Annotated in this window: 19 protein-coding genes and 1 other annotated feature; of the genes, 11 read left to right on the forward strand and 8 right to left on the reverse strand. The window is 52.7% G+C overall.

Features of this window, described 5'->3' with window-relative positions:
- Positions 1-229: transposase (locus DXH47_RS10570; RefSeq protein WP_170955014.1), on the reverse strand; the 229-nt coding region annotated here is incomplete at its 3' end.
- 163 nt (positions 230-392) lie between these two features.
- On the opposite strand from DXH47_RS10570, the gene DXH47_RS10575 reads away from it, so the two are divergent.
- The 3 genes from DXH47_RS10575 to DXH47_RS10585 all read left to right on the forward strand — a co-directional run bounded on the left by DXH47_RS10575 (position 393) and on the right by DXH47_RS10585 (position 3757).
- Positions 393-551, forward strand: coding sequence for a hypothetical protein (locus DXH47_RS10575; RefSeq protein ID WP_233449227.1), 159 nt, complete (start codon positions 393-395; stop codon positions 549-551).
- 494 nt (positions 552-1045) lie between these two features.
- On the forward strand, positions 1046-1993 hold the full coding sequence (locus tag DXH47_RS10580) for an AraC family transcriptional regulator (protein ID WP_225423573.1): 948 nt from the start codon (positions 1046-1048) through the stop codon (positions 1991-1993).
- 138 nt (positions 1994-2131) lie between these two features.
- Positions 2132-3757 (forward strand): ABC-F family ATP-binding cassette domain-containing protein, encoded by a 1626-nt coding sequence (locus DXH47_RS10585; RefSeq protein ID WP_129033281.1) that lies wholly within the window; start codon positions 2132-2134, stop codon positions 3755-3757.
- A gap of 94 nt (positions 3758-3851) precedes the next feature.
- Here DXH47_RS10585 and DXH47_RS10590 read toward each other — a convergent pair whose 3' ends face one another.
- From DXH47_RS10590 to DXH47_RS10600, 3 genes are all read right to left on the reverse strand, one after another.
- Complete coding sequence (locus DXH47_RS10590; RefSeq protein WP_129033282.1) at positions 3852-4685, reverse strand: metallophosphoesterase; 834 nt, start codon at positions 4683-4685, stop codon at positions 3852-3854.
- 181 nt (positions 4686-4866) lie between these two features.
- Complete coding sequence (locus DXH47_RS10595) at positions 4867-5625, reverse strand: SDR family oxidoreductase (protein WP_129033283.1); 759 nt, start codon at positions 5623-5625, stop codon at positions 4867-4869.
- Between the two features lie 128 nt (positions 5626-5753).
- Complete coding sequence (locus DXH47_RS10600) at positions 5754-6692, reverse strand: nucleoside hydrolase (protein ID WP_129033284.1); 939 nt, start codon at positions 6690-6692, stop codon at positions 5754-5756.
- Between the two features lie 170 nt (positions 6693-6862).
- On the opposite strand from DXH47_RS10600, the gene DXH47_RS10605 reads away from it, so the two are divergent.
- Positions 6863-7084 (forward strand): hypothetical protein, encoded by a 222-nt coding sequence (locus tag DXH47_RS10605; protein WP_129033285.1) that lies wholly within the window; start codon positions 6863-6865, stop codon positions 7082-7084.
- Positions 7085-7164: 80 nt separating this feature from the next.
- Here the strand turns inward: DXH47_RS10605 and DXH47_RS10610 are convergent, their stop codons facing one another.
- Complete coding sequence (locus DXH47_RS10610) at positions 7165-8880, reverse strand: aryl-sulfate sulfotransferase (RefSeq protein ID WP_129033286.1); 1716 nt, start codon at positions 8878-8880, stop codon at positions 7165-7167.
- Between the two features lie 272 nt (positions 8881-9152).
- Between DXH47_RS10610 and DXH47_RS10615 the strand changes: the two genes are divergently transcribed.
- The 3 genes from DXH47_RS10615 (at position 9153) to DXH47_RS10625 (ending at position 12421) form a co-directional block, all read left to right on the forward strand.
- Complete coding sequence (locus tag DXH47_RS10615; RefSeq protein WP_129033287.1) at positions 9153-10028, forward strand: DMT family transporter; 876 nt, start codon at positions 9153-9155, stop codon at positions 10026-10028.
- A gap of 491 nt (positions 10029-10519) precedes the next feature.
- Positions 10520-10960, forward strand: coding sequence for a nucleoside 2-deoxyribosyltransferase (locus DXH47_RS10620; RefSeq protein WP_129033288.1), 441 nt, complete (start codon positions 10520-10522; stop codon positions 10958-10960).
- A gap of 27 nt (positions 10961-10987) precedes the next feature.
- Positions 10988-12421 carry a cytosine permease gene (locus tag DXH47_RS10625; protein ID WP_129033289.1) on the forward strand — a complete coding sequence of 478 codons (1434 nt, stop codon included), beginning with the start codon at positions 10988-10990 and terminating at the stop codon, positions 12419-12421.
- Positions 12422-12488: 67 nt separating this feature from the next.
- On the opposite strand, the gene DXH47_RS10630 is transcribed toward DXH47_RS10625, so the two are convergent.
- Genes DXH47_RS10630 through DXH47_RS10640 form a run of 3 tightly spaced genes read right to left on the reverse strand, consistent with a single transcriptional unit; the run spans position 12489 to position 14893 of the window.
- Positions 12489-13379, reverse strand: coding sequence for a polysaccharide deacetylase family protein (locus DXH47_RS10630; protein WP_170955015.1), 891 nt, complete (start codon positions 13377-13379; stop codon positions 12489-12491).
- Positions 13376-13669: a hypothetical protein gene (locus DXH47_RS10635; RefSeq protein WP_129033291.1), complete on the reverse strand. Its 294-nt coding sequence runs from the start codon at positions 13667-13669 to the stop codon at positions 13376-13378. Before DXH47_RS10635 ends, DXH47_RS10630 begins: the two co-directional genes overlap by 4 nt.
- A 3-nt stretch (positions 13670-13672) precedes the next feature.
- A complete protein-coding gene (locus tag DXH47_RS10640; protein ID WP_129033292.1) occupies positions 13673-14893 on the reverse strand; it encodes a glycosyltransferase in 1221 nt (406 codons plus the stop codon).
- A 377-nt stretch (positions 14894-15270) separates the two neighbouring features.
- Here DXH47_RS10640 and DXH47_RS10645 point away from each other — a divergent pair, with 377 nt between their 5' ends.
- The 4 genes from DXH47_RS10645 (at position 15271) to tyrS (ending at position 20185) form a co-directional block, all read left to right on the forward strand.
- On the forward strand, positions 15271-15513 hold the full coding sequence (locus DXH47_RS10645; RefSeq protein ID WP_129033293.1) for a hypothetical protein: 243 nt from the start codon (positions 15271-15273) through the stop codon (positions 15511-15513).
- 72 nt (positions 15514-15585) lie between these two features.
- The gene (locus tag DXH47_RS10650; protein WP_129033294.1) at positions 15586-17040 is read left to right on the forward strand and encodes a helix-turn-helix domain-containing protein; all 1455 of its coding nucleotides are present in this window, start codon (positions 15586-15588) and stop codon (positions 17038-17040) included.
- 221 nt (positions 17041-17261) lie between these two features.
- Complete coding sequence (locus DXH47_RS10655; protein ID WP_129033295.1) at positions 17262-18641, forward strand: Nramp family divalent metal transporter; 1380 nt, start codon at positions 17262-17264, stop codon at positions 18639-18641.
- Between the two features lie 38 nt (positions 18642-18679).
- Positions 18680-18882, forward strand: a binding site (T-box leader).
- A 46-nt stretch (positions 18883-18928) separates the two neighbouring features.
- Positions 18929-20185, forward strand: coding sequence for a tyrosine--tRNA ligase (gene tyrS / locus DXH47_RS10660; protein ID WP_129033296.1), 1257 nt, complete (start codon positions 18929-18931; stop codon positions 20183-20185).
- Positions 20186-20740: the final 555 nt, after the last annotated feature.

A 20740-nucleotide genomic window follows, 5' to 3' on the forward strand; every position in this document is an offset into this window, starting at 1 on the left:
TGGTTAAGTTAAGTTGGCCGTACTTCGTATCAAACGAGCGCTCATAACTGCCGTTGCGGTTATTACCAGTGTTAATCCCAGCGTATGAGTAGCGTTCGTAACCCAAAAACCCTGCCAATTCGGTTTGAAGCAGCTGGTTAATCGCAATTTCGAGGTGGTGACGAAAAACTTCGTCCAAATCTTGCTTTTGGGCTAGTGCAGTGATAATTTCTGTGGTAAGTTCATTCATGGGGAATGCCTCCTGTGATGTTTTCTGTGGTTACTAAATATCATAAGGGAAGGCATTCCCTATTTCTATACAATTCAGAAATATTTTATGCATTTACACAAGATATTTTACGCTCTCGGCGGCGATTCGGCAGTTACTGCTAGCTGATGTGGGGGTCAGTTTCGTGTACCGGTCCGTGGTGCAGGCCGAACTGGCGGCGGGAAAACTCGTCGAGTTGCCCCTGGCGTCCGGCCGATTGGCCCACGATTTAGATTTGGTCTACGTCAAGGACAGCTTTTTTGCGGGGGATTACGCGGCGCTGGCGGCCCAACTACGGTCCTAAAAGCAGACACGAAAAAACCAGCTAACCATGCGTGTTAGCTGGCTCCCCTAAGCAGATGACCCGGGGTCCGGGCACGTTTGCTTCTGAAGACGGCTTCCCCCAAAGTGCGCCTGCAGAATCAAACGTGAGTAGTGTTGGCAAGGGGCTGACCGGTCGACCCTTTCCCCAAAAAGGATTACCGGTTACTAAATGACCCTATAATCTAAATCTGACGGTTAACGTTGGCCAGTGAGTGACCGACTCGGCGGGACGCCGACCCCCCAGTCGCATCTCGTAGATGAGCCTAAACGTGAGGCCCAAAGATTGGAACCCGCAACGTTTATGACCCCATTATAATGAAATTGTCATCAATACATAATCCGGTAATTTAGTTATTGGGTTACTAAAATTAACCACCTTTATGGCTGGTGCGGTATACTATGGTTAACGAGACAACTCACGCGTGACCAATGGGTTTGGTGGCGCGACTAGCCAGAAGCAGGCCAGCCGGTTGGGTGACAGTGACGGCTGACTGGACAACCAAACGGCCGATAATCACGTTGACCCAGAAGAAACGGGGGACTAAGATGCCACGACCGTATCATGAACGGTTAAACTTTCAGATGGAACTGCCATTACGATTGATTTTACACGGGACGGGTGGCCCGAAAAACGTCTTGCCACACTGGCACCAGGCGGTGAAATTGGCCTATGCTTACCGGGGACAACCCGGCCGGGTGCGCATCGGGAGCTCGACTTATCAGATGGTCCCGCACCATTTGTATATCATCAATTCGGGGGTCGTCCACAGTTACGAGACCATGCTAGACGAGGACAATCAGGTCATCACGCTGTTATTGCCGGCGGCTTGGTTGCGAACGTTAGTCGATAGTGACCAGTTACCGGTCTGGGGGCCGCTCGACTTGGATTTGACCATGGCACCGTATCTGCCACTTCATCAAGCCGTCCAAGTCTTGGTCGGCGGGGCGTTGTCGCCGTCGGACAAACGCTCGGACTACCTGATTAACTTGGGTGCCGAGTACCGGTTGGTCGGCGAACTGATCAAGCACTTGACGGTGACCGGTCAAATCGTGACTGACCAACGGCCCTTACCAGATCCGTTGCGTCAAGCGGTCAATGAGATTCAGGATAACTACGCCAACGCGGTCTCGATTACTAAATTGGCTGCCAAACTCAACTATTCGAGCGTGTATTTTTCCCGCTACTTCAAGACCTATTTGGGCATCTCGCCCAAGGCCTATTTGGGGCAGGTCCGCTTGGAGCGAGCGGCCGAACTGCTCATGACCTCGCAGGAATCGGTTCAAGAGATCGCCCGCAAAACCGGATTTCACACGGAAAAGAACTTCTTTGTGACTTTTAAGCAGCATTTCCAAATGACGCCGAATACCTACCGGGAACGTTATGCGGCCCGGCAGTCCTGGCAACAGACCACGCCAGATTAGGCGTTGTTCGTGATTGCGTTCGTCTAGTTTTTATGTTAAGCTAACGCAACTTAACCACGACTTTTCAAAAAGCAGCGTGGACGCGCAAACGTCGCGTTGTTTTTTCATGTCAAAATCTAAATCATGGAGGATTGTTCTATGCTCACTGTTTCCAACGTTAGTATGCAGTTTTCAGGTCGCAAACTCTACAGCGACGTCAATTTAAAATTTACGCCCGGTAACTGCTACGGGGTGATCGGGGCCAACGGGGCCGGGAAATCGACCCTGTTAAAGATCATGGAAGGCCGCTTACAACCGACAACCGGGAATGTGAGCATGGGCCCCAACGAACGGATGTCTAGCTTGAACCAGGACCACTTTGCCTTTGACGACGAAGTGGTGCTGAACACGGTCATCCGCGGTCACAAAAAGCTTTACGATATCATGACCGAAAAAAACGCGCTGTACATGAAGCCCGATTTCAGCGATGAAGACGGCTTGCGCGCCGCCGAGCTCGAAGGCGAGTTTGGCGAAATGGGCGGCTGGGAAGCCGAATCCGAAGCCAGTCAACTTTTACAGAACCTGGGCATCGACGAAAGCCTGCACGGGAGCTTGATGAGTGACTTGACCGAACCGCAAAAGGTGAAGGTCTTGCTGGGCCAGGCCCTGTTCGGCCATCCCGACGTGTTACTGCTCGATGAACCGACCAACGGGCTGGACGTGCAATCCATCAGTTGGTTGGAAAGCTTCTTGGCCGACTACGAAAACACGGTCATCGTGGTCTCCCATGACCGGCACTTCTTGAACCAGGTCTGCACGCACATGTGTGACGTGGACTACAACAAGATTACCGTTTTTGTGGGGAACTACGATTTCTGGCTGGAATCCAGCCAGTTGGCGGCTCAATTGAAGGCCAATGCCAACGCTAAGAAGGCCGACCAGATCAAGGAACTGCAAGACTTCATCGCGCGCTTTAGTGCCAACGCCTCGAAGTCCAAGCAGGCCACTTCACGGAAGAAACAACTGGACAAAATCACGTTGGACGACATCCAGCCATCATCGCGGAAGTACCCCTACATCAAGTTCGTGCCCGAACGCGAGTTGGGCAACGACCTGGTGCGCGTCGAACATCTGACCAAATCCATCGACGGCGTGACGTTGTTCGAAGACTTGAGCTTTACCTTACGGCCCGGTGAAAAGACGGCCTTCGTCAGTCGCAATGACTTGACCACCACCGTATTGATGGAAATCATGGGCGGTAACCTCGAACCCGACGCCGGTACCGTGACCTGGGGCCAGACCACCAGTCGGACCTATTTGCCGAAAAACGTCAACGAGTTCTTCTCGGCAGATGACATGACGGTCATCGACTGGTTGCGCCAGTACGCGTCCAAGGAAGAAAGCGACAATACCTTCTTGCGAGGCTTCTTAGGGAAGATGCTCTTCTCCGGTGAAGACGTGACCCGTTCGGTCAACGTGCTTTCCGGGGGTGAAAAGGTCCGCGCCATGCTTTCCAAGATGATGTTGAGTAAAGCCAACGTCTTAGTCTTAGACGACCCTACCAACCACTTGGACCTCGAATCCATCACTGCGCTGAACGATAGCCTGGTTGAATTCCCTGGGAGCATGGTCTTCACGTCCCATGACCATGAGTTCATCCAAACGATTGCCGACCGCATCGTGGCCGTTGGGCCGAAGGGCTTAGTCGACCGCGCCGATACCAGTTACGATGAGTTCTTGGGGCATGACCAAGTCCAGGAACAGGTCGCTAAACTTTACGCCTAATCAACTTAACTTTGAACAAAGCCCCGTCATCCTTACGCCAGGCACAATGGCTGTCAGGATGACGGGGCTTTTTGTGTGAGTTGAAGCCAAAGAATTAATCGCTGATCATCTTTTCGGTGACTTTTTGGTGGCCATCGTAGAGGTGGCCCTTGATGACCCGCTTTTCCTGCACGAAGCGCCCGGAACTGGTCAGAGTCAATGCCGAGATACCACTATCGAAACGCTTGGAGCGACTGCCACCGTTGATGAGGTAGCGCGGCGTATCGTGGTCGTTAGCCTGCATTTTGAGGTAACCGTAGCCGGTCGCGCAGAGTTTTTGGACCGGGGTGTGGCCAGTGATGATGATTTTACCCAGGCGGTTCTTGTGCCACTTGGTCGGTTTGGCCGCGTTTTGGTAGAAATAGGGGCCGCGAATATCCAAGAGGTCTTTGGTCCGCTGGTGCTGCAAAGTCCGGTGCCAGTTCAAGCCGGCGTGGACCGCAAAGAGGGTGTCGTTTTCCCAGGTTAACGGGAGACTGGCTAAAAAGTCGGTGTATTTGCGTAGCGGTTTTTCGTGCAAAGCGGCGGCTACGGCGGATAGTTTCGTGGCGTGGATCCCCAGTTGTTGGGCCAGTTGATGACCACTCTTGTGCCGCCAAAGTTTGTAATCGGTGGCGTTCTTGCGAGCCGTTTCGACCCACAACTCATCGTGGTTTCCCAGTAGAGCCACGTCGCCGTAGCGGGTGACCCGGGTCATTAAGATATCGAGCACACCTAGCGGATCCAATTGCGTGTGCTCCACGTGATTGCTGAAACGACGTTGGTCCTGACCATCAATGTAGTCGCCGACAAAAATCAGTCGACTATGGCGAATGGTGGGGTCCGTCAAGAGCACTCGTAAATCATCCGCTGCCGAGTGAATGTCACCCACAAACGTAATTTTCGCCATCTTCGCCAGTCCTTCCTTTTTCCGGTTATTCATTATACGCGAAAAAGTTAGACTCGCCAACATAAAAATTAGGTTAGCCTTAAATAACTTAAAATGGGGATAAAAAAGAGCCCGGGGGATGACCCGGACTCCAGTTCGTGATTGTATTGTTGGGATACATTGAGTTAAAGGTGAAACTTGTTTATTGGGCGGTGTAGCCCCCGTCGACAACGAATTCGGATCCCGTGGCGAACTTGGATTCGTTGGAAGCCAAGTAAACGCAGATGTAGGCGATATCGTTGGGTTCACCGATGTGGCCCATTGGCGTCTTGGTCCGTTGAGACATGGCTTCTTCGGCACCAGGCAAGTCATCAACTAATGGCGTCTTGATGTAGCCAGGGTGCACGGTGTTGACCCGCACGTCGTAGTCCTTTAAGGCGCAATCTAGAGCAGCGGACTTGGACATGATACGGACCGCCCCCTTAGTGGCGTTGTAGGCCCCTAAGTTCGGGTCACCCACGAAGCCTTCGATGGAGGACATGTTGATGATCGAAGCACCTAAGTTCTTGTTCTTCATCCGTTGGATTCCCAACCGGGTACCGAAGAAGACGGCGTCCAGGTTGACGGCTAATTGGCGGTGCCATTCTTCAGTCGTGGTGTTTTCGACACTCTTGTTCACGGCCATACCGGCGTTGTTGACCACCGTCGTGACGGGGCCAAAGGCTTTTTCGGTGGCGTCGAATAAATCGACCCAGCCCTGTTCGTCCGTGGCATCGTGATGGAAGAACTGAATCACATCGGGGCCACCAATGCTCTTAGCCGCTTTTTCACCCACGTCGGCGTGCCGCCCGGTGATCATGACCTTCGCGCCTTCAGCCACGAATTTGTCCGCAATCGCTAAGCCAATCCCCAGGGTGCCCCCAGTAACGATGGCTACTTTTCCGTCTAAACGATGACTCATGCTAACCAACCTCCAATAAATTATTTAATAGTTCGTAAGTATGTTCACGAAAAAAGTGTACCGCTTTTGAGAAGCGAACGCAATTAATTTCGGAGGGTAATGGTCAGCACTTAACCAAGAGTGGGAGATTAGTCAGCCAGCATGGCTAGGTCATCGATTCGCTGGAAAAAGGCGTCGTGGTCGACTTTAGTGACTAAGGTCAACGGGCGGCCATCGGCAATCTCGTAGGTCCGACCTTGGCCGGGACCGGTAGTCAATACGGCACTGGTGACTTCCTTGGTAGTCACGATTTCTGGGGATTGACTCGCGACTATGTTCAATACATCCCATAGGAAGTAGGTTGAGTTGGTTTCAAAGTGTTCCAATGGTGGCACCAACGCGTAACCCTGACCCAAGAAATCGAGGGCGGGGTGTTGGCGTAAGGTCGCCCAGTGCTGGCGGACGGCTGGTGTCAGTGGTACCTGGCGGGTACTTTCCAGGCCGACCATTTGAATGGCAATCGGGCTGTCCCAAACGGTCTTCACGGCTTGAGGGTCCCAGTAGGCGTTCCATTCAACGGTGCCGTCTTGTTCGGGTTCGGCGACGTTGCCGCGACCGTCGAAGGTGCCGCCCATCCAGTAGAGTCGTTCGATTTTATCGGTGATGGACGGGTCCACGTCCAAAGCCCGGGCCAAGTCGGTCAGCGGTCCCGTCATGACCAGCGTTGTGGGACCGTCGGCAGCCTGAATCTTATCGATCATGTCCAGGTGAGCTGGTTTCGAGGCGATTGGCGTCTTGACGGTGCCGCTCTCGTTTAAGATGGGAAAAGCGTCTAAGCTGAAGGCTTCCATCCGCCACTCCTTCGGGAACGGGTGTACACCGCGAGAATCGGAGGCCGCTACGTTGAGCACGGCGCCGTGGCCAAACCGGTCGATGACCTTCCGGCTAGCGGACACGGCCGGTTCCAGGTAGGAATCGGCGCCCATCACACCGACTCCAGTCAGACGAACATCTTTCATTTGGAGTAGCAGCAATAAGGATACTAGATCGTCGACGCTACCGTCATGGTTCAAATAAACATTACGCATGCAAGTCTCTCCCTCTTATAACGAACATTATAATCAAATCTCTCTTTGATAGTTCTTATAATACGGATATTTCCCGGAAAATGCAAGGGCGAATTGCCGACTTTTAGTTACCGTTAAGCCGGTTTTGCTAGACTTAGTCCAGTGAAAATTGACGAAACGAGGTGGGAACCATGCACACAAATGCAACGCAACGCCCCAAACGCTGGATTGCCCTATTCTTAGCGGGGGTCATCCTCTTCTTAGGTGGCGGAGGGACCGGTTACATGCTGGGCCAACAACAAGCCAAAACGACCCAGGCCCAGCAGATGAAGAAGGGGCCCAAAGGAATGAGTGGCAAGCGACCGAGTGGTCAACCCAGCGGTGCGCCAAGCCAAAGCAGTAGTAGCAATTAACGAACATTAGTCGACACAGAATTAAAAGCGGGCACCGGCCAATCATAGTGATTGGCCGGTGCCCGCTTTTTCGGGTGCGGTTATTTAATTTGACTTAACTTCAGTTGGGCGCTTTGTGGATACAGGGTCATCCGTTGCCCGCGATAACTCCAATCGCCATGCGGGAAGTTAGTCCGGTCGACGTCAAAGACGACTTTATTGGTCTTACGGTTGACTTCGACGAACTCACTCCGTTTCCCGGAATCGGCGTAGCCAAACCCAATCAGGGTGTTGCCCTTGCCGACGGCGTAGCTACTGCCGACGATGTTAGTGAAGTTGCGCTTGCCCAGGGATTGCCCGAATTCCCAAGTCTTTTTGACGGTCCGGTTGAGCTGGTTGATGGTGACGATTTCACCAGCGGACCATTGTTTAGATTGCTTAGTCTTGCCCCGGGTCACTGGGACGTTGTTATCGTAGAACTGTAACTTGAGCTTGTTCCCCTGATTCTTGTTAGGGTCGAGGAACATGACCGCGTGTTGGCCACCATTGTAGCGGAAGTTCTTGTTCTTGGGTGTCAACAGGTACTTTCGGTAACTCTTCGGCAGTTTTTCGGGAGCGGCTAAGATCCACTTGAGCTTCTTGGTCTTGTAGTTGATGGCGAAGATCATATCCTGATTCCGCCCGGACACGATGAGTTCATTGGTCTTCTTGTCGTAAACCATCGAGTTTTGGTGGAACCAGTCGGTCTTCCCGTCGGAACGGTGGGTGCCGTTGTAGTTGTTGTAAGCTGACTTCGGTAAAATCCGTTTCAAGTCGATGACCTTCTTGATCTTCCCGGTCTGCCGGTCGATCTCAATCATGGTATCTTCAACGAAGTCCTGACTCCCATCATCGACGGTCAACAGGAAGTTGTGGTTCGGCAACTCGATGGCGTCGTGGTGAATCACCGTGTTGTCGGCCAGCTTATGCTTATTCTGCTTGGTCGGGAAGAGGCCGTTCATGTTGTACTGCCGGTAAACGCGACCGTAGAAGTCGGTCTCACGCAGCGCGTTAGACTTGGCATCGCTGGCCGAAATCTTGGTCAAGATTAACAAGTGGTTGTTGGCCAACTGTTTGAAGACGTGAGAAATGGGGAGGTTGCTATACCAGCGGACCTTCCCACGGGCATCCATCCCGTAGGTGTAGCCTTGACTGCTGACGGCGAAGGTCAACTTGGTGTTGCCCTTACCCAGGGCCATCTTCTTGGGATGACTAGTCTTCAAGGTGTTCTTGCCGATACCTTTCGGGGCCTTTGTGGTCTGTAAGCGGTAATTATGCTTGGTGACCTGACCACTCTTAGTGGTGAATTTTAAAGTGACCCGGTTATTGCGGTTGGCGTACAGGCCTAAAACGCCCACACTGTGGTTGGTCCGATAGCCTTTGATCCGTTGGTGGATGGTCGTGGCCTTGGTATTCCCGTGGACGGTCAACTCGACGCGGGTCGCCTTAGCGGTCTTGACCAAGATCAAACCGGAGAGGGGGGACGTCTTGTACGGGTTAACGATGGTCTTGGCGTGACTGACCCCAGTCGGCAACGCCTTTAGCTGTTTTTGGTAACCACTGGTCAACTTGTTCGTGGCCGTGGTGTTCTTGGTGGACAACGCTGGACGAATGTTCAACTTGATCTGATTGGTCGACAAGATGTCCTTTTTGGTGTAGTGCTGATTGACCAGCAGGTAGCGCCGGATATTATGTCGTTCGTGGTAGGCGGTAGCCCCACCCACAAGCACCAACGCAACAATCACCAGACCGGTGATCCGCCAGAATTTTTTACTCATGATGACAACTCCTAAGATAATTTAGTGGTTAATGTTTAGCGACTCCCATACATTTTAGCAATCTTCATTTTAAACAACAACAGCGTTTTTTCCGGTCGACTGCGGGCCGGCGCCGCTAAGTCAAGCCGGGTGAGGAACCGCGGTGCTGGTCTAGAGCACCCGAAAAAATTTAGGCCCGACACCATCTCAAAAAACGGTATACTAGAAGCCGTGCCGGTCGGGCTGGCAAACCGGCCGGACGAGACTCAAATTGAGAAGGGAATGTGGTTGGCGTGCAAACCAAAAATGCACTCAGTGGGCATCTGGTGGCCCTCCTCACCGTCTTGTTGTGGGGGACCACCTTTATCTCCACGAAAATTTTACTGGTCGATTTTACGCCCATCGAGATCTTGATGACGCGGTTTCTGATTGGGTTGATTGCGCTCTTTGTAATCTACCCCAAGTTTTTTAAATTCACGAGTTGGCACGAAGAGGGGGCCTTTGCCCTCGCGGGGCTACTGGGCATCTGCCTGTATTACTTACTCGAAAACTTCGCGTTGACCTTAACGCTGGCATCCAACATTGGGGTCATCGTGTCGATTTCCCCGTTTTTCATCGCCATGATCGGGGCGCTACTGGGTCGTAACCACCTGACGGGCAAGTTCTTGATTGGGTTTGTAGCCGCCATGGCGGGCATTGTGCTGATTTCGTTCAACGGTACCAGCGGGGTCCACTTCAACTTCTGGGGAGATTTGATGGCGGTCTTGGCCGCGATGGTCTGGGCGCTATACTCCTACGTGGTTATCTACTTGAATCACCTGCGCTACAACCCGATTCAGGTGACCCGGCGGACCTTCGCCTACGGGTTGATTTTTATTCTGCCCATCTTTGCTTTAACGCACAGTCGGATTCCGCTTCACACGGTCCTGCAGGCGACCAATTTAGGCAACTTTCTGTTCCTGGGGTTGGGAGCATCGGCCGTATGTTTTTTGAGTTGGGCTTATGCGGTCAAAACCTTAGGCGCCGTCAAGACCAGCGTTTACATCTATTTGACGCCGGTAATCACGGTCATCTTTGCCGCGCTGATTTTACACGAGGCCATTACGCCCTGGATCGTGGTCGGTATCTGCCTTACCATTAGTGGGTTAGTGATTTCCCAGCGCGCCTAAGCTTAAGCTATTTTTTAGCCTTTCTTTAGTCAAACGAAAAAAAGCCATGCTACAATATAACCCTAGTCGTCAAAATGGCTAGAGAGTAGGGGCGACCAGTTCTCGGGGAAATTGTGCTGGTTGTGGTGTCACGGTGGGGGAATCGTGACGCCAGTTGAGGGGTGATTGGGGGCGTCTCGCTACCAATCACCCCTCAGTGTTTGTTCGGGGACCGTTTAAATTTTAGCTGCGTCCAAGAGAGGCCCAGCTACTAGGCGGCAAGTCAAATTTGTCTCCCACTATGGGGCAAAAGTGAATTGACGCCGTCCTCCCAAGACCGTATAATACGGACTAACAACCAAATAGTCCTTTTAACTTTAGCCCAGAGAGACTAACAAAGGTACGGTAGAAAAGCGTCATTTTTGCGCGCAACTAGCGGCCGGAGTTCTGTTGAATTCGGTCGCTTTTTTCATGCGCTCGGTTGGTTGAAAAAAATATTGGAGGAATTTTACATGGCACAAATTTACGTTGCAAGTCCGTTTTTCAGTCCCGAACAGGTTGATCGGGTCACACGGCTAGAGCAGGCCTTAGCCGCTAACCCAACGGTCACAGACTTCTATTCGCCACGGTTGCACCAGGACGCTCAGGCCGAACAATTCACTAAGACTTGGGCCACGGAAATCTTCCATCGCGATATGAGTCAAATCGAAGCCGCTGATGTCATCGTCACGGTCCTTGATTTTGAGGCCAAGAACCTCGATTCCGGCACGGCTTACGAACTCGGCGTGGCCACCATGCGCAATCAACCGATTTTGGCCCTGCAAGAAAAGGACGAAGCGGTCAACTTGATGATTACCGAATGCTTACACTGGTACACCAAGCAAGTGACGGATTTTGCCACCTATGACTTTAAGACGTTACCCAAAGGAGAATTTGTCGGTCAGATTCTGTAACGGTTAGAAGAAGGGAGCTTTCCAGTCATGGCACAGGAGATTAAGACAACGACAACAACGCAAACGAAGGCAACGGCGACGTTGGGACGGGCTGCAGCGGTACCCCGCGACCGGCGCCACATGTCCAATTGGGATTTGTTCGCGACTTGGATTGGCGCCAACGCCAATAACGGGACCTGGTACATTGGCGGCGTCATCGCCGCGTGTGGCTTACTGACGGCTTCGACCACGTTGATCATTGTGGGGGTGGTCTCGTACACGTTGTTGGCTTTGGCTAGCTACATGGGGTACCACACCGGGTTGCCGGCGATGACGTTGACCCGTGCGGCGTTTGGGGTGCGGGGCAGTTACTTGCCCTCGATCATCAACGTGATTCAGTTCATTGGTTGGGCCGCGGTGAACACCTTCATTGCCGCCACGTCCATCAGCTACATCTTTGGCGACCTCTTCGGCTGGCCGTTGTACGGCAAACCGGGGGGCAATTTCGGTTTGATCATTGGCATCTTGATTATGAGCGTTTTGCATTTATTGAGTATCTCGGTCGGTGAACGGTCCGTGCGCTTGATTGAACGGGTCGGTATCGTTCTAGTCATCGTCTTTGTCCTGTGGGAATCCGTGGTGGTCTTCCGGACGGTCCCCTTTAGCGCCATTGCCAGCTGGCAACCGCCACAACACCTGAAAATGTCGTCGGGGGTCGCGGCCGATACGCTGGCGGCCTTCAACCTGGCTTGGGTCACGGCTGCGGCCGACTTTAGCCGCTTTACCGCGAAGAAATCCGCGGCCACCACGGCGTCGTTCTTCGGCGCCAACATTGGCCTGTTCTGGTTTGCCTTCATCGGGTTGTTCGCCACGATTGGCACGGCGGTCACCCTCCAACACTTCGACCCGAACAATTCCGACCCCAGCACGGTCGCGGCTAAGTTGGGCCTGGGGGTATTGGCGCTGTTGGTCATCGTGTTGACCAGTACCACGGCCAACGCGGTCAATCTAATGTCGGCCGGTTCGGCGCTGACCAATCTGTGTGCCAAGTTGTCGTTGAACGTCAGTCTCTGGTTGGTGACGCTTGCCGCCACGGTGGTCACGTTCATTCCGGTGTACCTTGCCAGTTTCTTGGACGTTTTCGAAGCCTTTCTGGACGGTATCGGGATGTTTCTGGGACCCGAAATCGCGGTCTTCTTGGTCGACTTCTTCTGGTTGCGCAACCGCCAGTACCGCTTGTCCGAATTCACTAAGGTCCAGGGCGCTTACTGGTACCATCACGGCATCAACTGGATTGCCGTGGCCAGCTGGGTCTTCGGGGTCGCGGCTTACTGGGGCTTGAAACAGTGGCCGCTGATTGCCAACTCAGTGGGGGCGACCTTTATCGCCATGCTGTTGACCGCAGTAATCTACGGTCTGGGGATGCTCTGGTTACGACCGGCGGCGGTCCGGTCCACAAAGGCTCAAGCCATCAATAAATAAGGTAAAAAATGCTCACCGATACGGGCCAAGGCGGCCAGTATTGGTGAGCATTTATAGTTGTTGCGGTTTAATCTTGAGTCAGCCAGCGTTGAATAGATGGCCAACTTTGGTGGTTGACGATGACTCGCGGCGTGGCGTTGAGGTCAGTGTCGTCCGTGGTGATCCCCGCATCGAGCGTGGCGACCCAGGTCAGACGTTGCCGGGCCAAAAAGGCGTTGATGGCGTCAGTCCCGGCGCCGTACGGAAAGGCAAACGAGTCCCCGGTCACGCCGGTGTGGTGAACCAGGTCACGTTTGGATTGGGCGAAGTCGCGTTTGAACTTACCCGTGGCGTGGGGGTGCATGAAGACCGGCGTCATGTGGGCGTCGAGGTAGTGCAGGTTATGCGTGTGCAACCCCAACGTCATCCGCCCGTAAGTGGTCCGGCGCGCGGCTTTGATTTGTGACCAGGTGGCTAATTGTGTGCCTTCCCGGTACCGGCCGGTGTTGCCGGTGATGATAAAGGTGGTGAACGGGTAGCGGTAGTGGTTCAGAACCGGCACGGCATGGTCTAAGACGGTTCGGTCGATGTCGTCAAAGGACAGGACCACATATTTGCCCTTGAGGGGCCGTTTTTGTTGCACCAAGCGGACCATGGTTGCCGCCGAGATCACCTTGACGTGGTGGTCGTGCAAGTACTTCATCTGGGCGCTGAACTGGTCGGCGGGCACGTTGAACTCGTGAAGTTGGGAGTTGGTCGATAGTCCCTGGACCAGGCGCGTCGACCAACTATCACCCAGAATGCGGTGGTAGCAAAAGACCATGATGCCGTTTTTGACTTGTTGGTAACGTTTAGGCAAGGCGTAACTTTCTTGCGTGGCGTGTTGGTGGGTGGCCTGGTGGTGAGTGGTCCAGCCCAGCCCCAGTATCAGGCAGGTAAATAGACCAATTAATAGGCAGAAACGTAGCCGACGGGTCATGCGCTTTTCCCTCCCTTCAGGTAGCACCAGCGCCCGATACAGTAGAGCGGCGTGCTGATGAGTAAGCCCAAAATCAGCCATAAAAAGGCACTGTTAGCGTGGGCCTGCAAATTAAAGAGCAAATATAAACTGACTAGCGTGTCGTTGTACCAGCCCAGACTGAAGCCCAGGTTCGTCACCACGACTAAGACGATGAAGGCCCACAACACGATGAGCACGAGGCCCCGTAAACTCCGGCTGACCCAACTAGTCTGCCGGCGAATAATAGGGGATTGGTTAGAAGGTGACATCAGTTACACCCCCCGATCGGGACTGCGCCAGGTTCCTCGACGTTGCGGGTCCACGAAGTAGGCGCTGACTGCGGCTAGACAACTGACCAGGTTGATCAGCCAGTAGTACAGGACGTAGACCGGAACCAAGAGCAACTCGGGTAAGGTCAAGTCGGCGGTGGTCTGTGAGGCAATGAAGCCAATGGTGAATTGGATGGCGTTGAGGGCGAACATCAAGGCCAACAGGTTGCCGTTGAGCGCCAGATTGTGCAAAAACAGCAGTTGAAAGCCGTAAGCCACCAATGAAATGGCGGTCAAAATGGCCCAACAGTTACTGATGACGGATTCGAGCAAGAGACTGCGTTGGCCCCAAGGGTTTTGTAGCAGCCCGCGGCGGTTGGTGATCAAAACTTCGAGGCCGCCGCGCGTCCAACGCTGCCGTTGCTTGAGCAGGCCGGCTAAACGTTCGGGAACCAAAATCCAGCAGATAGCCCGCGGTTCGTAAGCGGTCTGCCAGTGATGACGGTAGAGGCGCCAGGTGATGTCAATGTCCTCGGTCATGACCGCCGGATTCCAGCCGCCAACGGCTTGTAAGGCCTCACGGCGAAAGGCGACGATGACGCCGGAGACCGTGGTGATGTTGCCGGTCAGGTAGGCCTGAGCTTTCTTGATCAGGTCGATGACGGCCACGTATTCCAGCAGTTGGAGCCGGCCCAATAACGTCGAGCGGTTGCGGACGATGGGCTTGCCGGTCACGGCACCGCAGTTTGGCCGGGCCAACAGGGTGGTCATTAATTGCGTGATGGCGTCTGGTTGGAGCAAGGAATCAGCGTCAATGACGACGAGATAATCACCTCGGGCAATCTGGGCGCCTTGATTCAAGGCGTTGGCTTTACCCTGGTTGATCGGTAGATGTAGCCGGTGCAAGTCGAGTGTCCCCGCCCAGTTCTGACAAAGCTGACCCATGAGTGGCCAGGTAGCATCGGTGCTACAATCATCGATCATGACGACCTCGTAATGTTGGTAGTGCAAATTGGTGAGTGAGGCGACGGCTTCGGCTAGCGTCTCGGTTTCGTTGTGCGCCGGGATCAGGATAGACACGAATGGTTCGTCAGCCGCGGCGACGAGCGTCCGATTCTGACGGTGCCGATAGAGACTCGAAAAGAGGCCCCCCACGATCCAAACGATGGATACGAAAATGGGGTACCCCACGATAAAGGTGGTACTTAAATTATTCAGCCACATAATTGCTTTCTCCCCTGGTATAAATTATCGATAGCATCAATTAGCCTGCCTTTGAGCATAGCATGGTTTAGGGCCGTGGCTTACGCTTTCAATCCAAACGTTACTAAAATGTAACCTTTAGATTCAGCGCTAATCGGGTATGCGATGATTGTTGCGTCGTGTCCGCTGGAGGGTGGGTTTCACCCGCACCGCCAGCCATGAACTGCAGCGCGCACGAAGCGGGGGATGGTTTAGCCGGGACTTGATGACGGGGGATGGTGGCTTTGCCCGCTAATTGGTTGGTCGGTCGTGCTAAAAGCGAGGGTATCAGGCGTTCTAATTGGGAATGCCGTGGTAAAATATAGATGGAAAAGCGAATGGATAGGAGGACGATTAGAATGATGCAGAAGGTACCCACATTACCATTAGTTGAACGTTTAGCCGCTGGCAAGCGGGTCACATTGACCACCAGCGATCAACAGCGCGTGATTCTCCAGCCGGAAGTCCAAGCGGGCCAGTTAACCGGCAACTACCTGAGCAGCGTTCTACCGGACATCCGGTATGACGATCCGCGAATTATTTTGAAGGAAACGCTGACCGAATTAGACGTTCGGCACGTCACGATTACCAATATTGAGTGATGATTGAATCACCTCAGCAGCCCCTGATTCTGGAATCGGGGGCTGTTCGTGAACTTTGGGGGAGTGAGCAACGTGAAAATTGATTTTGCGATGTTGACGGTAAAAGACACCCGCAAGCTCCGGCTCTTATCGTTTATCATTGACCATCAAGGTCAGTTCAACCTGGTGGATTTTGCCACCAGAATGCAAGGGAGCTATTCACAGGCATACCATATTCTCTTGAACTTACGAACGGACTTGAAACATTTAGCCCCAGCCACGACGTTAACGAAGGACGAATTGCAGACACCGGTGACGGTGGATGATTACCGTCACTGGCTGTATGTTCGGAGTATTCCGTATCAAGCCGTGTTGGCGACGTTGGGACCCAAGCCCCAACAGGTCCGCGAACTTTGCGAACGGTACGGTATCAGTACATCGACCTTTAATCGCCGGATGCGACCGATGCGCCAACAGCTGGCCCAGTATCGGCTAGAATTGACCACCAATCCTTTACAATTGGTGGGAGATGAGGCGTTGGTCGCGTTGTTATACTTTACGTTATTTAGTACGACTTTGACTACGGTGGACGAACTCCCGGAGTTACCGCCGACCTACCAGGGATTGTACGACGCTATCAGCACGACTTACACCAGTGATGCCACGTATCAAAATTCGCGGGGATTGGGGCAACACCGGAATTTATTGATCACCTTGACGTTACTGCGATTGTCGCAGGGGCATCGGTTTGCGCCCCTCCGGTTTCCGCTGGTCCACTTGACGGATCTACGGGCCTTGGCCACGAAATTCCAGCAAGAATTGGGTGATTCCCCACGGGAGGCCTTGACCGAACTGGCAACGTTAGATTATTTGTTGACCAGTTCCCCGTATTTTGTGCGGGCTTTGCAACCGCGCAACATGCAACGGTTGTACGCCGGTTTGCGGCAACAGGCCCCGCGGTATCAATTGGCCCCCAACATTTCGGTATTGAGTGACTTTGCGACCGGGACCAATTGGTTTGCCAACTGGCTGTTCTCGTTGGGGCAGTTTATGTTGTTATTTCGCGTTGACCCGTTGTTGCGGCCTGAAGTGACGGCATTATATCGCACTACGCCGACCTCGACGGAAGCCGCCGCGGAGATTGCGGCTAATTTAGCAAAACTCTACCCTAAAGCGGTCACGCCGAGTGACTTGCGGCTAGTCCAGAAATTTTTGAGTAAGTATACCAACGGGCTGAATCTAACGTCGGCCCTGGTCCAATTTTTAGTCTCGTATGACATGTTGGGTGTCACCACGGACATTTTCAACCGACTGTTGGGCGGGGTCGTGCATCTGCAGTTATTGACCGATACGGTGACCATCGATGAACGATACCGTGGCAACTATATCGTGTTGTACGGGACGGATCCCGAGGCCGTGCGGTTTGCGACGGCCCACCGGCTGGAGACGTTCCACTGGCTCAAGGAATTGAAATACGGGGAGAATCTGGACCGGCGGATTCGGACTTTACGCCGCCACGAACTGTCGTTATTTGCCCTGGATTTTTAGCAAAAGCGAAAAAGAACCGCGGTAGCTTCCGAATTTGCCGTGTCGTGCGTGGCTTCCATGAAAATAATTGTTCACCCAGAATCGCGGCGGAATAAGCTCCCGCCGCATTTTTAGTCTTATTGGTTAAGGGCCAACGTTAAAAGAACCCCCGATCCCCGTTTACAATGGCCTGCCCGTCCGTATAATGGTGACTACCATAAGAGATAGGGGAGTGGAATAACATGACAGACAACGTTTCCAAGGCGCCGGCAGCTAAATCAGACCGCCTGCTGGGGTACGCAAACGGACCGTCGTTGGAAGAAATCAATGGGACCGTCACGATTCCGAAGGGTAAGGGGTTCTGGAAGAACTTGATGGCCTTTTCCGGACCGGGCGCTTTGGTTGCTGTGGGGTATATGGACCCAGGTAACTGGGTCACGTCGATTGGTGGGGGTGCCCAATACGGTTACCTACTGATGTCCGTGATCTTGATTTCCAGTTTGATTGCGATGTTGCTGCAATACATGGCGGCTAAACTGGGCATTGTGACGCAAAAAGACTTGGCGCAAGCCACCCGCTCATACACGTCAAAACGAATCGGGTTCATCCTGTGGATTGTTACTGAATTAGCTATCATGGCGACCGATATCGCCGAAGTTATCGGGGGTGCGATTGCCCTGCAACTGTTGTTCGGGATTCTGCTGATTATCGGCGTTTCTTTGACCGTCTTCGATGTGTTACTACTATTGTTACTGACAAAATTAGGTTTCCGGAAAATCGAAGCCATCGTTATCTGCTTGATTGCAGTGATTCTGGTGGTCTTCGCCTACGAAGTAGTCATCGCTCAACCAAACATGGGTCAAGCGGTTGCTAACTTCATGCCGCAAGCCCAGATTCTCCATCCGGGTCAGTTGACCATGGCCTTGGGAATCGTAGGGGCTACGGTGATGCCGCATAACCTGTACTTACATTCTTCGATTGCGCAAACGCGGAAGTTCGACCGGGACAACCCGGAAGACATGCGCCGGGCCGTGAAGTTCACGACCTGGGACTCGAACATTCAGTTGATTGGGGCCTTTGTCATCAACTGCTTGCTGTTACTCTTGGGGGCAGCGTTGTTCTTCGGAAAAGACGTGGATAAATTAGGAACGTTTGGAAACTTGTACGCCGCTTTACAAGACAATCAATTGGCGGGTGCCGTAGCGTCACCATTCTTATCGACCTTGTTTGCAGTCGCCCTGTTAGCTTCCGGTCAAAACTCAACGATCACTGGGACCTTGACGGGTCAGGTGATTATGGAAGGGTTCATCAACTTGCGGGTCCCAATCTGGGTCCGGCGGTTGGTGACGCGGCTCTTGTCCGTAGCACCCGTGGTCATTTGTACCATTATTTACGGGGGAAGCGAAATGGCGTTGGACCGCTTGCTGGTCAACTCCCAGGTCTTCTTGTCCATCGCCCTGCCGTTTTCCATGATTCCGTTGACGTTGTTCACCTCATCGAAGAAAATCATGGGGGAATACGTCAACAAACGGTGGGTTACGTGGCTGGCCTGGATTAGCACGATCGTGTTGACGGTGTTGAACGTTCAAATCGTCTGGACCAGCATCGCGGGGCTCTTTTAGAGAGTTGACTTTTCGCCTTAGGGCCAGTATCATCAAGACCATAAGCAACGAAACAGTTCAGTAGTGGTCTTGGCAACGGTTCAGAGAGCTGACGGGAGTGGGAGTCAGTCCGACCAGGAACATGAATTACCCTGTGGAGCACCCGGAATTTACCGGCGGGCCATTCCGTTAACGATGACGAGCGGTTGTCAAAACTGACAACAACTTGGGTGGTAACGCGGATTTTAGATTCGTCCCTGATGGTCATGTGACCGTTGGGGACTTTTTTAGTTATAGGAGGAAACAAGATGTCGATTATTGATGAGTTAAAGTGGCGGGGTGCCATTAACCAACAAACGGACGAAGCGGGGCTGAGTGAGCTCGTCGCCCAAAAGGCCGTGGGGTTATACGCGGGGATTGACCCGACGGGGGATTCGATGCACATTGGGCATTTGATTCCGTTTATGATTTTGAAACGGTTCCAGTTAGCGGGTCACCGGCCATACATCGTGATTGGTGGGGCCACGGGCTCTATCGGGGACCCGTCCGGCAAGAAGTCGGAACGGAAACTTCAGACTATGGACCAGGTTCGGCACAACCAGGACTGCTTAACGGCTCAAATGGAACATCTTTTTGGGCAGGATGGTAGCTTTAAGATCGTCAACAACTACGATTGGTTGTCCAAACTCTCCCTATTAGATTTCTTGCGGGATTACGGGAAGCTATTCAACGTCAACACCATGTTGAACAAGGAAATCGTGGCGTCCCGGTTGGAAGTCGGGATTTCCTACACGGAATTCACTTACCAGATTCTGCAATCCATCGATTTCTTACATCTTTACCAGCACGAAGACGTGCAACTCCAAATCGGGGGGGCCGACCAGTGGGGCAACATCACCTCAGGAATTGACTTGATTCACCGGCAAGAAGGCGCCGACGCTAAGGTCTACGGGTTGACCATCCCGTTACTTTTGAAGGCGGACGGCACCAAGTTCGGGAAGTCTGAAGGGGGCAACGTCTGGTTGGACCCGAAGAAAACTTCACCGTACGAATTCTACCAATTCTGGATTAATACGGATGATCGCGACGTAGTGAAGTTCTTGAAGTACTTCACTTTCTTGAGCCAAGATGAGATTCAGGATTTGGCCACGGCGGTCGCCACGCACCCCGAAAAGCGGGAAGCCCAGACCCGCTTGGCTGAAGAAGTCACGGAATTCGTCCATGGCCATCAAGCCGTCGTCGAAGCTAAACACATTACTAAGGCGTTGTTCTCTGGGGATGTTGCGGCGTTAACGGCCAGTGAAATTGAACAAGGCTTCAAGAACATGCCATCCGTAACGGTCTCTTCGGATAAGCAAGGGTTAGTCGAATGGTTAGTTGATACTACGCAGATTGAGTCTTCTCGGCGCCAGGCCCGTGAAGATATCACCAATGGGGCCATTCGCATCAACGGTGAAAAGGTGACCGACACTAACGCCGAAATTGATCCGACGAGTGCCTTTGAAGGTAAGTTCGTAATTGTTCGGCGCGGGAAGAAGCGTTACTTCTTAGCTCGGGTACAGTAAATTTGAATAATTAACGGTTAGCTGGTTCTTTAATAAGCGGAACAGCTCGTGAGCTGGAAGGTGACTTCCAGCTTTTTTATTGGGGAAGTTACGACGGTGAGATGCCCAACGAGGGAAAAACAAAGCCGAACAGTCAGCGTGCTTTAGCTAGGGAACACACGGCCGTTGGCTAACTATAATCTCGGTTGGTAATGGATGATATGCGTTTGAAAAAAGGTGTATGAAAAGAGGCGATTTTAGTTGACGCGGCAGGCCCAGCTTGGTATAGTTATAGACGTTGTCACGAGGAATCACCAACTAGACCAATTTGAATGATTGAAATTAGTTGTTGACGAAGTGCCGACGGAATGTTATCCTAATTAAGTTGTCGCTTGGCGATGACGAACCAACAAGAAACGTTGTTAAATCAAACTTCTTGTTGACAAGCATATCAGCCAAATGATATGATGATTAAGTTGTCTGCTTCGGCGGATAACGAGTAGACCTTTGAAAACTGAACATTGTTTCGACAAACCAAATATGTGTAGGGCGGTTTGAATTTATTCAAACCCAAAC

Source organism: Levilactobacillus suantsaii (genome assembly GCF_004115745.1).
Lineage (GTDB): Bacteria > Bacillota > Bacilli > Lactobacillales > Lactobacillaceae > Levilactobacillus > Levilactobacillus suantsaii.

Coding starts and splice junctions, on each gene's coding strand:
- DXH47_RS10645 (WP_129033293.1), top strand. CDS start 15,271: ATGATGCAGAAGGTACCCACATTACCATTAGTTGAACGTTTAGCCGCT.
- DXH47_RS10635 (WP_129033291.1), bottom strand. CDS start 13,669: ATGTCACCTTCTAACCAATCCCCTATTATTCGCCGGCAGACTAGTTGG.
- DXH47_RS10655 (WP_129033295.1), top strand. CDS start 17,262: ATGACAGACAACGTTTCCAAGGCGCCGGCAGCTAAATCAGACCGCCTG.
- DXH47_RS10640 (WP_129033292.1), bottom strand. CDS start 14,893: ATGTGGCTGAATAATTTAAGTACCACCTTTATCGTGGGGTACCCCATT.
- DXH47_RS10585 (WP_129033281.1), top strand. CDS start 2,132: ATGCTCACTGTTTCCAACGTTAGTATGCAGTTTTCAGGTCGCAAACTC.
- DXH47_RS10610 (WP_129033286.1), bottom strand. CDS start 8,880: ATGAGTAAAAAATTCTGGCGGATCACCGGTCTGGTGATTGTTGCGTTG.
- DXH47_RS10595 (WP_129033283.1), bottom strand. CDS start 5,625: ATGAGTCATCGTTTAGACGGAAAAGTAGCCATCGTTACTGGGGGCACC.
- DXH47_RS10600 (WP_129033284.1), bottom strand. CDS start 6,692: ATGCGTAATGTTTATTTGAACCATGACGGTAGCGTCGACGATCTAGTA.
- DXH47_RS10630 (WP_170955015.1), bottom strand. CDS start 13,379: ATGACCCGTCGGCTACGTTTCTGCCTATTAATTGGTCTATTTACCTGC.
- DXH47_RS10625 (WP_129033289.1), top strand. CDS start 10,988: ATGGCACAGGAGATTAAGACAACGACAACAACGCAAACGAAGGCAACG.
- DXH47_RS10590 (WP_129033282.1), bottom strand. CDS start 4,685: ATGGCGAAAATTACGTTTGTGGGTGACATTCACTCGGCAGCGGATGAT.
- tyrS (WP_129033296.1), top strand. CDS start 18,929: ATGTCGATTATTGATGAGTTAAAGTGGCGGGGTGCCATTAACCAACAA.
- DXH47_RS10620 (WP_129033288.1), top strand. CDS start 10,520: ATGGCACAAATTTACGTTGCAAGTCCGTTTTTCAGTCCCGAACAGGTT.
- DXH47_RS10605 (WP_129033285.1), top strand. CDS start 6,863: ATGCACACAAATGCAACGCAACGCCCCAAACGCTGGATTGCCCTATTC.